Annotated in this window: 12 protein-coding genes; 4 read left to right on the forward strand and 8 right to left on the reverse strand. The window is 52.2% G+C overall.

Annotated elements, in window-relative coordinates; genetic code table 11:
• Positions 1–65: 65 nt before the first annotated feature.
• The 3 genes from G3M78_08395 to G3M78_08405 form a co-directional block, all read right to left on the reverse strand.
• Positions 66–3,251 (reverse strand): efflux RND transporter permease subunit, encoded by a 3,186-nt coding sequence (locus G3M78_08395; GenBank protein ID QPJ65407.1) that lies wholly within the window; start codon positions 3,249–3,251, stop codon positions 66–68.
• A 7-nt stretch (positions 3,252–3,258) separates the two neighbouring features.
• Entirely contained in the window at positions 3,259–4,554 is a 1,296-nt protein-coding gene (locus G3M78_08400; GenBank protein QPJ65408.1) for an efflux RND transporter periplasmic adaptor subunit, read from the reverse strand.
• 309 nt (positions 4,555–4,863) lie between these two features.
• Positions 4,864–6,870, reverse strand: a complete 2,007-nt coding sequence (locus G3M78_08405) for a HAMP domain-containing protein (GenBank protein ID QPJ65409.1) — start codon at positions 6,868–6,870, stop codon at positions 4,864–4,866.
• Positions 6,871–7,004: 134 nt separating this feature from the next.
• Between G3M78_08405 and G3M78_08410 the strand changes: the two genes are divergently transcribed.
• Both G3M78_08410 and G3M78_08415 read left to right on the forward strand, forming a co-directional pair.
• On the forward strand, positions 7,005–7,856 hold the full coding sequence (locus tag G3M78_08410; GenBank protein ID QPJ65410.1) for a hypothetical protein: 852 nt from the start codon (positions 7,005–7,007) through the stop codon (positions 7,854–7,856).
• Between the two features lie 31 nt (positions 7,857–7,887).
• The gene (locus G3M78_08415; GenBank protein QPJ65411.1) at positions 7,888–8,877 is read left to right on the forward strand and encodes an ABC transporter substrate-binding protein; all 990 of its coding nucleotides are present in this window, start codon (positions 7,888–7,890) and stop codon (positions 8,875–8,877) included.
• An 11-nt stretch (positions 8,878–8,888) separates the two neighbouring features.
• Here G3M78_08415 and G3M78_08420 read toward each other — a convergent pair whose 3' ends face one another.
• The 4 genes from G3M78_08420 to G3M78_08435 form a co-directional block, all read right to left on the reverse strand.
• On the reverse strand, positions 8,889–10,526 hold the full coding sequence (locus tag G3M78_08420) for an AMP-binding protein (GenBank protein QPJ65412.1): 1,638 nt from the start codon (positions 10,524–10,526) through the stop codon (positions 8,889–8,891).
• Positions 10,526–11,272 (reverse strand): hypothetical protein, encoded by a 747-nt coding sequence (locus tag G3M78_08425; GenBank protein QPJ65413.1) that lies wholly within the window; start codon positions 11,270–11,272, stop codon positions 10,526–10,528. The genes G3M78_08420 and G3M78_08425 overlap by 1 nt, the downstream gene beginning before the upstream one ends.
• A gap of 84 nt (positions 11,273–11,356) precedes the next feature.
• A complete protein-coding gene (locus G3M78_08430) occupies positions 11,357–11,779 on the reverse strand; it encodes a hypothetical protein (GenBank protein QPJ65414.1) in 423 nt (140 codons plus the stop codon).
• Positions 11,772–11,972 carry a DUF2065 domain-containing protein gene (locus tag G3M78_08435; protein QPJ65415.1) on the reverse strand — a complete coding sequence of 67 codons (201 nt, stop codon included), beginning with the start codon at positions 11,970–11,972 and terminating at the stop codon, positions 11,772–11,774. The genes G3M78_08430 and G3M78_08435 overlap by 8 nt, the downstream gene beginning before the upstream one ends.
• Positions 11,973–12,430: 458 nt before the next feature.
• On the opposite strand from G3M78_08435, the gene G3M78_08440 reads away from it, so the two are divergent.
• On the forward strand, positions 12,431–13,915 hold the full coding sequence (locus G3M78_08440; protein ID QPJ65416.1) for a DegQ family serine endoprotease: 1,485 nt from the start codon (positions 12,431–12,433) through the stop codon (positions 13,913–13,915).
• A gap of 109 nt (positions 13,916–14,024) precedes the next feature.
• The gene (locus G3M78_08445) at positions 14,025–15,350 is read left to right on the forward strand and encodes a Do family serine endopeptidase (GenBank protein QPJ65417.1); all 1,326 of its coding nucleotides are present in this window, start codon (positions 14,025–14,027) and stop codon (positions 15,348–15,350) included.
• Positions 15,351–15,358: 8 nt separating this feature from the next.
• Here G3M78_08445 and G3M78_08450 read toward each other — a convergent pair whose 3' ends face one another.
• Complete coding sequence (locus G3M78_08450; GenBank protein QPJ65418.1) at positions 15,359–15,793, reverse strand: cyclic nucleotide-binding domain-containing protein; 435 nt, start codon at positions 15,791–15,793, stop codon at positions 15,359–15,361.
• Positions 15,794–15,805: the final 12 nt, after the last annotated feature.

A 15,805-nucleotide genomic window follows, 5' to 3' on the forward strand; every position in this document is an offset into this window, starting at 1 on the left:
CAAGGGGTATCTTCATTGGCGTTTAAGTTTTTTGGGGGACGAAGCGTCGTCGCGCGATGACTTTATTACGGAGTTTCGGCGGTTCTTCTGCTCGACAGATTCATCAGGCAGGGGATCAGGATGAGAGTGAACAGGGTGCTGACAAACAGGCCGGAAAGAATGACGACGCCAATGCCGCGATAAATTTCGCTCCCGGCGCCGGGGATGACCACGAGCGGAAGCAAACCGAAAATACTCGTGAAGGCGCTCATGAAAATCGGACGGATGCGGGTTTTAACGCTGTCGAGAATTGCTGAACGCGGTTCCATGTTCCCGATACGCTGGTTTTGCAGGGTTTGATAAATGATAAGAATCGCATTGTTCACCACCACGCCGATCAGAATGATAAATCCCAGCATGGTCAGAATATCCAGCGGTTGAAATACGAAGCGATTGAGCGTCCAGAGTCCGAAAATGCCGCCCACCGCGGCGAGGGGAACGCTCAGCATGATGATGAGGGGGAATCCCCAGTGCTGAAACAAAACGGCGAGTAGCAGATAAGTGATGATGATCGCAAGAATGAAATTGCCGGACATGGCTTCGCGCGTGCTCTCCAGCTTGTCGGCGTTGCCGGTGAGAAGAATCGAATAACCGCCGGTGAAGGTTCCGCTTTGTTCCAGAGGCAGAACGATTTGCTGGCGGACGATATCAATTGCCGCTTCCAGAGGCATTTCGTTCGGAGGCGATACTTCGAGGGTGATGGAGCGTTCCCTTTCAAAATGCTGTATCTGTTCCGAGCTGACCGTGTCCAACACCTGAGCGATACTGCCAAGGGGAACCGCTTTGCCCTGCCGCGTGTACACCGTCATTTTTTCCAAGTCCTGGGTGGCTTGCACGTCCTTATCCCTGCTTTGCAGGATCAGGTCGATGCCTTCTCTTGGCAGATAGGGAACCTGAACAGAATCTGCATCGAGAAACACCTCGTCGGCGAACACGCCGTCCATCAAGGCGGCGACGGAGTAACCAATTTCAGAAACTTTCATGTCCATTTCCGCGCTTTGCAGGAGACGCGGAACGACCTGGAGTTGGGGCTGTCCCAGTTCCATTCCGGGAATCGGGCGAATCTGCGCCCCTGGCATCAATTTCTTTAATTTATAAAACATGTCCTGGGTGATGCTCGTCAATTTTTTGAGATCCGGTCCCATGATATTGATGTCAATGCCGCGCGAACCGCGAAAGGCGCTGCTCAATAAGGACAGTTGCCGGGTCACGGCGATGACTCCGGGAATTTTAGAGAGTTCTTCTTTCAGAACGGGAATCAATTCCTTCGAACGTTCGGGGTCTTTGGCTTTGACGACGGTGAAGACGCGCCCGCGACTGCCGATATAAAGAAAGTTGCGCACGGCGGGGCCTTTGAGCTTCGCTTCTTCGGGGCTTCCCGGCGCCGCTTCCCAATAGGGGCGGTATATCTTTTCAAGCTGGTCGCCCAGGTGGTGCGCTTCGTTGATGTTGTAGCCCTGGGGCGGAATCATCATGCCGATGATGACGTTCTGGTCGCCTTCCGGCAGGTATTCAGTTTTGGGCATCATTTTCCACGATGCGGCGATAGGGAATGTGATGAGAACCAAAACCAGCGCCCATTGCAGGCTTCGGTAACGAAACAGCCAGTCAAGGCTTTGAATGAATTTTTCGGTCAACTTCAGAGCCAGAGGAACCAGGCCAAACAGGTTGTGCAGGCGCCGGCTGAAAGCGGATTGGGAATCGCCTTCGTGTTTCGTTTCGAATTGCAGTAATTTCTGGCTGAGCGAAGGGATGACCAGAATGCTGACGATCATCGACAGGGTGACAGCCGCGCTCACGGCGACGGCGATGTCGCGGAACAACTGACCGACCTCGTCCTGAATGAAAAGGATCGGGATGAAGACGACCAGAGTGGTCAAAGTCGTCGCAAAGATGGCGCCCCAGACTTCTCCGGCTCCGTCGAGCGCCGCTCTGCCTGAGCTTTTCCCCATTTGCCGATGCCGGTGAATGTTTTCGAGGACGATGATCGAGGCGTCGACCACCATGCCCACGGCGAAGGCCATTCCCGCCAGCATGATGACGTTGATGGTTCTCCCCATGAGGGTGATGACGAGGAAAGAACCGATCACGCTGATAGGGATTGCGAGCGCGACGACGAGCGTGCCGTAAAAACTGCGCAGAAACAGTAGAAGAATGAGCGTTGCAAAAAAACCGCCGACGACGAGATTGATCTGCACCATGCGAATCGACCGCGTGATGTATTCGGTTTTATCCGCTGTCTGCACAAGGTGAAGTCCCATCGGCTCGAGAACGTTCTGGTTCAATTCGTTCTTAACCCGCTTGAGTTCGTTCATGACGACGAGAATGTTGGAGCCGGTTTCCCGGCGCGCGTTGACGGCGATGCCAGGCAGGCCGTTGTGTCGCACATAATCGCGCAATTCGTCGTAGCTGAGCGAAACTTCGGCGACGTCGCGCACGTAAACTGTGCGCCCGCCCTCTTGCTTCAGAATGACGTTTCGGATTTCGTCGAGATTGAAAAACTCGCCGCGCGTGCGGATGATGTAGCGCCGCTTGCCTTCGTCAAAATCGCCGCCGCTGATGTTACGGTTTTGGTTGCGCAAGGCCTCGCGCAAGTCAAAGATTCCCAGGCCGCGCTCTGCAAGGGCGGCGGGCGAAAAAGTGACCTGAACTTCCAGCGGGCTTCCGCCGCGCACTTCGCTTTCAGAGACGCCGGGAATACGTTCGAATTTGGATTTAATTTTATCGACGGTGAAATCGTAGTATTGATATACGTTCACCTTGTCTTCCATTCCGGGGAGCGGTTGCAGGACAAACCAGGCGATGGGGCGATCCGATACGTTGACGGTTTTGATGATGGGTTCGTCGACGTCTTCCGGGTAAGTGGATACCTGTTGCAATGCGTTCGAGGTACGCACCAGCATCTCCTGCAGATCAGAACCGGTACGGAAGGTCAGGTAGATTTCGCCGGAACCGGTTTGCGACAGGCTCTTCATTTCGACCAGTCCGACGATGGATTTGAGATGCTTTTCCTGTTCGTCGACAATGTCCCGTTCGACCTCTTCGGGACTGGCTCCCGGCCAGGTGGTCGCCACGGTCAATTCAGGCTGGCTGACGTCGGGCACCAGCTGAACTGGAATTCTGAGCAGGGACAGGATTCCGAACATCAGGGTCAGGATCACCCCGACCGCGACGGTGACGCCGTATTTGAGAGAACCTTCGATCAGTTTCATGGAAGTTTCAAGGAGCGGGTTGGGTTAATACCACTTTGGTGTCGGGTCTCATGCGTTCATTTCCGTGAACCACCACCTGATCGCCTTCTTTCAGGCTCGCGCCCTTTTCGATTTGAACGGCAATCATATTTCCCTGCGCCTCTCCAGGCGTCACCCGTATTTTTTCAGCGGTCAGGGAATTGTCTTCAAGGGAACGAATCACCCACAGAATGATTTCGCTGGGGGAACGCACCAACGCATCCTTGGGAACGAATAGATTTTGTTGTGAAGGTTTCGAAGATTCGAGTTCAACCTGAACCAGCATGCCAGCGGCGAGAGCGCCCTTTGGATTGTCGACGCGAAGGCGCACGGGAAAGGTGCGCGAGGTGGCATTGCCAACTGAAATTTTCTCGACCACCTGTCCTTTGAATTTCATCCCGCTGGAATCGACGCTTCGCGTATCGAGATGAATGTTGCCGGTCGAACCCTTGCCGATCTGGTTGAAGAGGTGCTGGGGAACGTTGATCTCGATGCGAACGGGATCGACCACCGCCAGAGTCAGGCCGGGATCGCCCGCCTCCAGCCACTGCCCGACTTCGGAGTCCTTGCGTACGACGACAGCGTTGAATGGGGAGCGCAGGGAGCCGCGTTCGATTTGATCTTCGATAATTTTAATTTTTGCGATGGAGGCCTGAAGATTGGCTTCTTCTCTCTGGATTTGTTCGATACGCGGACCGGCTTTGAGTTCTTCCCATTGCGAAAAGCGTTCGTTGAATTCGGCGGTCGATTCTTCTGCCAGGGTTTTAGCGTTGTCGAATTCGTTGACGCTGACGACGCCGTTTTTATAAAGTTTTTCGATGCGCGTCAACTCGTTTCTGGCAAATTGCATGCGCGCTTGCGCTTTTTCGACCAGCGCCTGTCCGGCGGCAAGGACTTCGATCCGGGAGCCGGCCTTAAGTTCTTCCAATTGAGCGACCACGCGGTTCTTTTCGGCGATCGCGAAGTCGCGCTGGAGTTCGAGCGGTCGGGTTCTCATCCTGATGAGGGGATCCCCTACTCGAACCTTGTCGCCCTCTCTCACATAAATTTCATCAACGCGTCCTTCTATTTCTGCTCCCAGCGAAGTGGTGGCCCAGGGAAGAACAGTGCCGGGCAGTTCGATGATATTGGTTTTGGCGATGCGTTTTACGAATTCCGTTTGCACTAATACGGATTTTTCCTTTTCCTCTGCGGCGATGGCGATCGGAGTTTTCCAATTACAGAGGAACGCGGTCTGGAGAATAATGAGCAGTGCGGTTGATTTTAACAGTGGAACATTGAGCATAAGTCGTGGGGCGCCGTTCTGATTCATATTTCAATTAAAGACAAGGGCCGTCATGTTCTAGTTTAAACGGCAGATTGGCGTGTTGTCTTTAGCAGAAAAATTGACAAAGTATTTAATTTTAAAAGGTTTAACTCTGATGAGCGAAGGGGGAACTCCTCCTGTCACTCGTTGAGAATTACAGCTTTTTGAATTACCGGTCAGTAGACGCGATATGGGTGAATATATTCTTAAGAGTCCTTTTTAGCGAATTAGGATTTACTAAATCAGCGGCTTGGTGAGTGGGGAGCCAGAGCGACGTGAATTTTGTTCCTAATCTATTGTTGAATCGTCAGGATCGACGATGGGGATGCTGACTGTGAACAGGCTTCCCTTGCCTATCCCACTTTCAAGTCCAAGTTTTCCACCCAAAAGTTCCGCCAGCTTTTGGGTGATCGCCAGTCCGACTCCGGTTCCTTCGATGGTGTGAGTTTTATCCAGGATGCGGTGGAAGGGTTTAAAAATTTGTTCCTGATGTTCCGGAGCGATTCCGATACCTGTGTCGCGAACGAGGATGTGAAAAAAAGAGTTGTTCTCTCTTTTCAACTCGAGAAACACGGAACCGTCGGGCGTATTGTATTTGATAGCGTTTGAAATCAGGTTGAAAAGGATTTGTTGCAAGCGTTGATTATCCGTCCAGATCGATCCGTCAAACTCAGCAGGGATGGTGGTATGGATGGTAATATTTTTTTCGTCCGCCAGAGGAGACAATGTGGATTTTGCATAATCTATGAGCTGGGGCAGGTTCACCCATTCGTTGTTGATTTCGATTTTTCCTGATTCGATTTGGGATAGATTGAGCAGTTCGTTGACCAGTTCCAGTAAATGTCGGCCCGCTTTCAAAATAAATTGGGCATGCTCGTAGGTGGCGGAGTCTTTTTCACTTTGAGTTTGCATTTCTATGAGTTGACCAAAGCCGAGGATCGCGTTGAGAGGCGTTCTCAGTTCATGACTCATATTGGATAGAAACGTCGATTTTGCTTCATTTGAGGCCTTTGCGGTTTTTAGAGCGACTTCAAGTTCCCGGGTCCGTATCGCCACGTTCTTTTCCAGAAGTTCGGTATTATTACGGATATGATCCGTCATGATATTGAATGATTCGGCTAACTGGCCTATTTCGTCATTAGAATGAGCCGTTTTTACCCGTGCGTTGAGATTGCCGGAAGCGATTTCTACGCTGGCTTTACGCACGGCGTTGAGAGGGCCAAGAATAGAAAAGACCAGAATAGAGCCTAAGATCAAAGCGACCAGCAGGGTGGCGGAGATGATGAGGAGCGCTCCCTTTTGCAAATGCTGGACAGGCGTTGACACTTCGTCGAGATTGATGTCGACGACCATCATCCACTCCAGTCCCTTGTGAAGAAACTGTCGAGAGGGTTGCACGTGCGTGCTGAAATAGGTCACGCCGTCTCGTTCATAAATGCTGTTTCCGCTGTTTCCGGCAAGCAGTTGCTTGACGGGCGGAAGCTCATTCAACGCTTCGCCAAATTTTAAAGCGCCTATATCAAGCGCTTCGAATTCATTTCCTTTGTTGCTTTTGAATAGCAAACGCCCTTTTTGATCCACTAAAAAGACGTCGACCTCATTATAGTCAAGGGCGGATCGAGAAGACTGGATCATTTCCTGTATATTTCGTAAATTGATGCCTGCTCTCAAGACCCCTGCCGGACTCCCCTGTTCGTCGTGCAGGCGGATATTGCAGTTGATCGCAAAGGACTGGGAGCTTTCGTCAAAGATGACCTCGCTGAATAGGGGATCGGGGGAAGCTATCGCCGCTCTGAACCAGTCTTCATCCGCCTGATAATAATCTGATGTGCGCGGAGCGGCGCCGACTATCTCCCCGTTGAGATTGGTTGCGAAGAGTTCATTAAAGACGGAATAGCCATTGTGCTTGCGATAATACTTTATGTATTTATTGAAATTCCTGGATATGGAATTGTTGAGGATTGCTGAAATAGCGGGAGTGTTTTTGTTTTCTACCCAGTCGCGATCCATCGCATCTATGAGCGCTTGATGATCTCGTGAATTTGTCTTCAAGACCTTGTTGCGCTGAATTTCCCGTACCAGATCAATGGCTCTGGCCAAGGCTTGAACTTCGTCGGCTCTGGACGACAAAGAGTAGATGATGTGATTCAGATTGTTTTGCGTGTTGAGTCGGATTTCTTCTCCTATTTTGTCTTGCAACGCATTTCTTGTCGATTGCAAAAGCACAACGCCGGATAACGTAATCAGCGTTAGCATGGTTAACAGAAGCAGGAAGAGCCGGTGCCAGATTTTCATGTTAGATAGCGCATATTAGTAAATCACCCCAGCTTAGTATAGGTCATGCCTTCCCTATATCGAAATAAAAGTGTAGGAAATGAACCTAAATGCGGTAGTTGTTGAGAACCCCATGTTTTGCTACCATGACGCATATGAAACGAATCGTTCCAGTATTAATATGCTTTTTCATTTTTGGATCGGGCTGTAGCGTGCGCCAGATGGTTTCGGAATGGTCGCTTCCTCTGGTTGCGGATCAGGTGGAATCGATGCGGGCCGAAAGCGATCTGATCCTTGCGCGCGAGTCCATCCCCTCCAATCTGAAAATCATGGAGGGTTTGTTGAAAGGCGATCCGAAGAATGTCAATTTGCTTGAATATCTGGCAGAGGGATTTTGCAGTTACGCATTCAGTTACGTCAGGGATGAGGACCCGGCAAGAGCGTCGGTCTTATATGCGCGCGGTAAAGACTACGCTCTGCGCGCCCTGGATCAGCCGCAGATGGCGGGTTTGCCGCCCGCTGAATTTGCGGGCGCTATCGAGGGTTTTGGAGCGAAGCGGCTTCCAGCGCTCTTCTGGCTTGGTCAATGCTGGGGAGAATGGCTGACATTGAATTTAAGTTCCCCTTCGGCGTTTGCGGATATTTCCAAGCTGGAAATCTTGTTGACGCATAATGTGAAGCTGGATGAGGACTACCGCCAGGCGGGGCCGCATTTGGGGCTGGGCGTGTTTTACGGGAACCGGTCGCGCATGCTGGGGGGGAATCCGGAAAAGGCTAAAGAACATTTCCAGCGAAATATTGAACTGACCGGGGGAAAATATTTGTTGTCTTATTATTTTTACGCGAAGACCGTCGCCGTTCAGACACAGGATCGGGAGTTGTTTGAATCTCTTCTGAGGACGGCATTGAGCGCGCCGCCTGAGGCTTTGCCGGAAGAACGGCTCGCGAACGAAGTGGCGCAACGCAAGGCAAAAGCCTTGTTGGAGGAAGCCGATGATCTGTTCTAGCTTTATTGTTCATAGGTCGTTCCGATGGCGCATGATTTTTATATGGCTGGTTCTTGGCTCTTTGTTGTTCGCCCCGCGCGCATTTGCGGCAGATTCGCACACTATCAAGTTTTCCACCCTCGCTCCCGAAGGTTCTTCCTGGATGATCGCCATGCGCGAGCTTGCGAAAGAGGCTTCGAAGGCGTCGGAGGGCCGATTGAAGTTTAAATTTTATCCGGGCGGGGTGTCCGGCGATGAGAAGGACGTCATTCGAAAAATGCGCATCGGGCAGTTGCATTCCGCCGGTTTCACCGGCGTGGGGTTGGGGGAAATCCTGCGCGAAGTCCGGGTTCTGGATTTGCCGTTTTTGTTTGAGTCAGAAGAAGAGATTGTTCGGGTTTACGATGGTATGACGGAATATTTCGCCGAACAATTTGAAGGCCAGGGTTATGTCTTGCTGGGATGGGTTCCCGTCGGCTGGGTGCATTTTTTTTCAGTTGAAAAGATCGCGTCCATCGACGACCTGAAGAGGGCGCGTCCCTGGATGTGGGCGGGTGATCCGCTGGTCAACGCCATGTACAAGGCGATGAATGTCTCCCCGATTCCGCTATCCATCAACGATGTGTTGATGTCCTTGCAGACCCGCATGGTGGATACGGTGTATTCTTCGCCACAGGGCGCGTTGGCCTTGCAATGGTTTTCCAAGGTCCGGTACATGACGCGCTATCATATGGGTTACGCGACGGGCGGAGTCCTCATGACCAAGCGGGCTTTTGATCGACTCCCTGACGATTTGAAAAAGATTTTGAAAGACCTGAGCGCCAAACGTCTGAAAGCGCTCACTCAGACGATTCATGATGAGAATCTTGAATCGATCCGGGTCATGCAGGAAAACGGCGTGAAGATGATGGAGATTGCGTCCCCTGAAGCGAGCGAAACTTTCCGGCAAGCGGGAAAAAAGGCGCGACAAATGCTGACCGGAGATTTGTTTTCAGAGGAAACGTTGCGCCGGGTGGAATCTTTGATCGGCGCGGCGCGTTAAGCCCGAGGCGTTCAAGCGCTGGAATCCTGAGGTCCTTGAGTCTCCGCCCATTTCGCCAGTTGTTCGCGAAATATTTTGGCGTTGTGGCGAATATCGACGGGAAATTCGGGGTAAAACAGAACCTGCCGGATCGAGTCCGACGCCGGGTAGCGCCGGGCCAGTTCGAGCAGTTCGGCGCGGAGCGCGTTGCGGTTTACGGGGCTGGATGAAGGTTCCAGTTCTATGATGATGAGGGGCGTTTGCTTTCCCCACTCGCCGACGCCGACCAGCGCGGAACGCCGAACTTGCGGATGGCGATTGAAAATCGCCTCGCAGGGGATGGTGTAAATTGTTCTGGATTCACAGACCACGCGCTGGCTCTTGCGTCCGTAAAACCAGATGCGACCCGAGGCGTCCTGCCTTCCCAGATCGCCCATGCGATGGCGAAAACGATCCCCGTCTTTTATCTTGGATAAACGCGTGGCCTCGGGGCGATTGAAATAGGCCTGCGTCACCCAGGGCGCTTTGGCAACCAGTTCCCCGACCTCTCCTTCCGGCGCGAGCAACTCCGAACTCCATTCTTCAATGGGATCGTCGCTGATCCTGATGACTGAAAACTGCATTCCTTCCACAGGACGACCGACGCAGACCCCTTCGCCTTCTTCCGAGCGTTGCCAGGTTTCGTTCAAAATTTCTCTGCGTTCGATCGAAGCCACGGGCAGCGCTTCGGTTGCGCCATAAGGCGTAAAGACGCGACAGTCCTCAGACAAAAAATCATCGAAACGCTTGAGTAGCGATCCGGGAACGGGCGCGCCCGCGATAAGAATCCGTTTCAGGCCGGGCAAAGAAACCTTGTTCGCCTGACAGTATCTGGCGACGGTATTCCAAAGCGCCGGCGAGCCAAAACTGCTATCGATATTTCGCTCCTGAATCAAACGGGTGATGCGCTGTGGGTCCGCTTTTGCGGGCCGCGTGAAATCCATATCAGGAATGATCGCCGTCATCCCCAGACCGATCCCAAACAAAGCGAACAGGGGAAAGGTGGGCAGGTCCGTTTGCCCGGCTTGTATGTCGTAGGCCGATTGCAAGAGTTGGGTTTGCTGAAGGAACATGCCATGCGTGTAACAGGCGCCCTTGGGCGGCCCGGTGCTTCCGCTGGTGAACAAAATCGCCGCCGGATCGTCCGGCTGTGTGATTGGCAGGTCCACCGGTTGCGAGCCTTCTTGTTTGATTTTCTGCAAGGAGACCCCGCCGCAAAGCCAGGTGTTTCCCACGGTGATGAAATGTCGAACCGACTGGAACGGAGCGGGAAAGAATCTGCGGATGATATGGGCCAGGGGCGAGGCGATCATCGCGGCGGGTTGCGTTTCCGTAATGCATTTGAGGATGTGCTTGCGGCCCATGCCGGGGTCGATCAAAGAAGGCGTCAGACCGGCGCGAAACAGAGCGAAGGTGATCGCCATGAATTCGATTCCGAAAGGCGTCATGACAAGTACCCGGTCGCCTTTTTCAAGCCCTTTGCGTATCAAACCGCAGGCGATGGCGTCGCTTTCCCTTTGCAAGGCGGAAAAGCTGATGCTCTGCTTCTTATGCGGAACGATGATCGCGTCTCGGTCCGGCGTTTCTTCGGCAAAGCGGTCGATGAGTCCGCCGATATTGTGTCCGTTCATTAATCGAGTTCCAGCGCTTCCCGGATTAAAGGGATGGTGACTTTTCTTTTGTGCGTCAGGGAGAAACGGTTGATCGCGTCGACTGCGTTTCGCACCGAAACGAAATCGCGGGCAATGCGGTTCATCAAAAACTGCGCGGCGTTCTCCGGCATTGCGACGCCGCAGTCTTTTCCCAGTTTGATGATGAGTCGTCCCATGCTGTCAAAATCCAGCGGCCCGATTTCCGCCGTCAATCCCCACAGGAAACGCGACGTTAGAAAATCACTGGCCTGAATCGATTGGGGCGCATTGCGAGACGCAAAGATGATTTTTCCCTGACGATCTGAAATGGAGTTGTAGATATGATAAAGCGATTCCTGAAAAGCGAGCTGGTCGAGTCCGCAATCGACGTCGTCGAGCAAGATGAAATCTCCGTCCGCCAGTTGTTGGGTCTTTTCCGCAGAAAGCGCCGGACTGGCGCCGGTCCTTAGCAGTTCGCGGCAATCGACGTAGCAGGTTTTTTTGTTCGGAAAATTTTTAGACAAGGCGTTGCCGAGGGCGATCAGCAGATGCGTTTTTCCCAGGTTGGGACCTCCGTGCAAAAATAACGATGAAAATTCCAGGGGACTCGAAGCCGAACTGATGTCCCGGGCGGCTTGAAATGCCTGAGAGGAGTCCGGGGCGACGACAAAATTTTCGAAGGAGAATTCAGCGTGTCCTGGGAAGTCAAAAATCAGTTGCCGGGGATTTGCATCTGAAGACGGCATGCGATCAGCGCGAGAAATCAAAAGGAATTAAAAGCGACCGCGTTGCGTAGAAGCGGAAGGAGGGTAGAGCGCGACTCCGCGTTTTCATTTCGGGCCGATTTGTATTTCGATGAAGGATTTGCCCCAGTCGTGGGTGATGATGAGCGTGGCGACTTGCGCGTCGTTCTGGTAATTCAGAATGACGCCGTTCTGCCGGATGGAATTGACCAGAGACCAGCCTTTGTTGACCATCTCGTTTTCAAAAAACTTGACGGTATCTTCCAGATTTCCCCAGCCGGAATAAAAGAGACGTCCGACTTTTACGCTCCCGCTCCCCGATTCATAGATAAAGGAAGCGTCGGGATCGAAATCGAAGCTCGATATCATTGGGATTTCTGAAAACGGGACGGCCTCTTTGAACGGCTTGACTTCGCTTTTCAGACCTTTGCCCAGCGTCGAATGCCCGGCACAGGCTGTGACGAAAACGAGGAACGCTAACAAAACGACTTGTATGTAGGGTCTAACCATTGTCGATCATCGACCTCCCGAGGTATACGATTCCCAAACCCAGGCTCATGAGGATCAATCCGATGACTCTCAGTAAACCGTTTTCCAGTTCGGGAATTTTCTTTGCGAATTCCTTGACTTTGGATGGACAGGAAAAATAGGGAATTCCTTCAAAAACCATCATCAAGCCTATGGCGGTCAAAAACAAGCCCATAAAGAGTCCATGGGGACGGGTGGCAACCTCGCCGGAGACAGGGCGATGCGCTCTAACAAAGAAGCGTCGCAACCGATTGGCGAGAGAATGGAAACCATCTCTAAGCCCCGATAATTATCATGGATGGAAATACATGAGTCAACTATAAATGTAACGAGCCGCTTGGCTTTTGCGGTTGTATTCCTTTATTTTGAAAGTATATAATCCAAAAGTTACCGCAATGCGACCCAGGGTTTTCTGTGGGCGCTATTCAAACGGTTCTATATCATATAGGATTCAATGGTTAAATTTATTTAATGAGTAGTTAATCCGTTTTTAATTCCAGATCAATAAACTACATTGGATTTTATATTATTGATTTCACCATTCCCCGAAATGTCCGAACCTAAGGAACGGGATTTTCCTGATTAGGCATGTGTTGGGAGCCTAGCAATTACGATTGTCAAGAGAGGTTACAAATGAATTTTAAAAGCGTTAAGCGGTTAGCAATCGGGTTCATCGCCATATTACTGTCTTTCCCCATCACGATGGGTGGATCGCCGATCATCCCTCATCCGGGGTTTGATGCGCAGGCGTTGAGCGCCAGTAACGGACAATTGAGCACCAACTTGTTTGTGGAAATTGCCAAAAAGGAAAATCCGGCGGTTGTGAACGTGAGCACGCGGGCGAAGTCCAATGGCCCCGAGCGCCGAATGCGTCCGCCGTCTCCCCGATCTCCTTCCCCGTCTCCGGATCGTGATCCCTTCAAGGATTTTTACGACAAGTTTTTTGGCGAAAGAAACGAGCCTCGCCCTAAGAGCGGCATGGGTTCCGGTTTCCTGATTGACGCGGACGGTCACATTCTGACGAACTACCATGTGGTGGAAGGCGCAGAAGAGATCACCGTTCTTCTGGAAGACGACAAGGAATACACGGCGACCTTGATTGGCTCGGATCCGAAGACGGACATCGCGCTGATCAAAGTCGATCAGGAAGAAGGAAAAGAAGTTAAATTTCCGTTTTTGAAGATGGGAAATTCTGAAAATCTGGAAGTCGGCGAGTGGGTGGTGGCGATCGGTAATCCCTTCGGCCTCAGCCACACCGTTACGGTTGGCGTTGTCAGCGCGTTGGGACGAAGCATTGGAGCCGGTCCTTATGATGAGTTCATTCAAACCGACGCCTCGATCAATCCCGGCAACAGCGGCGGTCCCTTGATCAATATCGACGGCGACGTGATCGGCATCAACACCGCGATCATTTCCGGAAATACCGGCGGCAACGTGGGCATCGGTTTTGCGATTCCCATCAACATTGCAAAGAATATTCTTAAAGACCTGAAAGAAAAAGGTTCGGTCACACGCGGTTGGCTGGGCGTTATGATTCAGAAGATCACCCCGGATCTGGCCAAGTCCTTTGGGCTTGAAAGCAGCGACGGCGCGCTGGTTGGCGACGTGATTCCCGGCGGTCCTGCGGACAAGGCGGGCGTCAAACGCGGCGACGTGATCGTTAAATTCAACGGCGAGGACATTAAGGAAATGGATTCGCTTCCTAAAGTCGTCGCCAACACCAATCCGAACAGCGTGGTCGATGTGATCGTGATTCGCAACGGCGAAGAGAAAACCTTGCGCGTGACGATTGAAGTTTTGAAAGACAGCACGGAAGTTCAAGTAGCTTCGAAGGATCCGCTTGGAATGCAAACTCAGGACATCACTCCTGAACTGGCGCAAAGCCTGCAACTGGACGTTACGGAAGGCATTCTGGTATCGGATGTCACTCCTGGCGAGCCGGCGGCTGAGGCGGGAGTACGACGCGGCGACGTGATCACTGAAATGAACCGGGCTCCGATCAAGAATCTGGACGATTACAACCGGTTGAAGGCCACCTTGCAACCGGGCAAGTCGGCTCTGTTCCTCGTCAAGCGCGGCGGCAACACGATCTATATTGCCGTTCGCATTGGCGGATAACTCGTTTCAAAACCATCAAGCTGGAAAGGCGGACTCTGAGGAGTCCGCCTTGTTTTTTTGAATGCGCCTTCCCTCATCAATTATTTTACCCTCCCTTATCTTATTCGCGTTGATCAGCGGCTCCGTGATCGCCGTCGAAGCGTTTGAACGCAGAACCCCTATTGTCGAAGCGGTTCAGAAGGTGGGGCCTGCCGTTGTCAATATTTATACGGAAGAGACGCCCTCTCAGATCCAAAATCCATTTCGCAATTTTGGCGGAAATTTCTTCGATCAATTTTTGAAGGATTTCATGCCGCCGATTTCCCAGAAGCGCAGAAGTCTGGGGTCGGGGGTGATCATTCACCCCGACGGTTATGTCTTGACCAACGAGCATGTGATAGGCAAGGCCCTGCGCATTCAGTTATCGCTGATCGACAAGAGGGAGTTTGAAGCGCATCTTGTCGGCGCCGACATCCGCTCTGATCTGGCCGTGGTGAAGATAGACGCGAAGGAAGCGCTTCCCTATGTGAAAATGGGAGCGTCGTCGGATTTGATGATTGGAGAATCGATCATCGCCATCGGCAATCCCTTCGGACTTCAGCACACGGTGACTTCGGGAATCATTAGCGCCTTGAACCGAAGTCTGAAAGCGGGGAACGGAGCGACCTACCACGATTTCATTCAGGTCGACGCTTCGATCAACCCCGGCAACAGCGGCGGACCGTTATTGAATATCAACGGTTCGCTGATTGGAGTGAATACCGCGATTTACCAGAAGGCGGAAGGCATCGGCTTCGCCATTCCAATTGACAAGGCCAAGCGCATCGTCAATGAGTTGATTCGTTATGGCAAGGTGCGCCAGGGCTGGCTGGGAGCGTCGGTTCAGGACCTCAATCCAGAGATGCAGGAGCATTTTGGTCTGGCCCGCGCCGAGGGCGCTCTGGTCTCTCAGGTGATGGAGCGCAGTCCCGCGCAGATTGCCGGGGTTCAGCCTGGAGACGTCGTCTTATCGATCAATGGCAAGGGCGTGAAGAACCGCTCGGAGTATCTGGATCGGGTGGCGACTTATGCGATCGGCAATTCGATGCGCATGTCGCTCTGGCGGCACGGCAAGGAAATGTCGGTCTCATTGAAGGTGGCTCCCTTGCCGAAAGATTTTGTGGAACGATTTGTCGCGTCGCGTATGGGAATTGCGGTGGCTCCGATCACGCCGCAGACTTTTCGAGACTACCGGCTGGCGTCGAAAAGCGGCGCTCTGGTCGTGAAGGTCGCGCCTCAGGGAAGCGCGGGCCGTATGGGACTTTTACCGGGAGACGTGATCCGTCAGGTGAATCAGAAGAAGATTGCGAATCTCGAAGATTTTTCCAGGGCGGTGATCGAGGCGCGCAATTTGTCGAGCGTTGTGTTGCTGGTTCAGCGGGGGCGAAACGGCTACTATGTGACTCTTGAAATGTAGAGCCGAGCTTAAACGCCGACCCAAAGCTGAGCGTTTCTGTATTCGATATCGATGTTGCGCAAGCGGGCGCAAAGTATTTTGCCGAGATTCTTCATGAGTTTGATGCCAAGCCGATTGTTTTCATCAAATAACTCGAGAAGATCTTTGCAGGGGATCTCCATCAGTCGGGTGTTGGTTTGGGCGATAGCGGTGGCTGAACGCGGCGCGTCGTCAAACAGGGAAAATTCGCCAAAGGTTTCGTGCGTCGACAATTTAGCCAGACGTATTTTTTCACCTTTGTTGAGAGGATTGTCGACAATGATCTCAACCTGTCCCTCAACCAGAATAAAGATTTTATCTCCAGGTTGGTCTTCCTTGATGATGGTTTGCCCCTCCGTGAAGGAGACGTTCAGACATAATTTATAGATAGAGGCGAGTTCTTCTTCGGTTAAACCCTCGAACATTTTTGTTTTCTT

This window comes from Candidatus Nitrohelix vancouverensis (assembly GCA_015698305.1).
In the GTDB taxonomy this organism is placed as follows: Bacteria; Nitrospinota; Nitrospinia; order Nitrospinales; family VA-1; genus Nitrohelix; species Nitrohelix vancouverensis.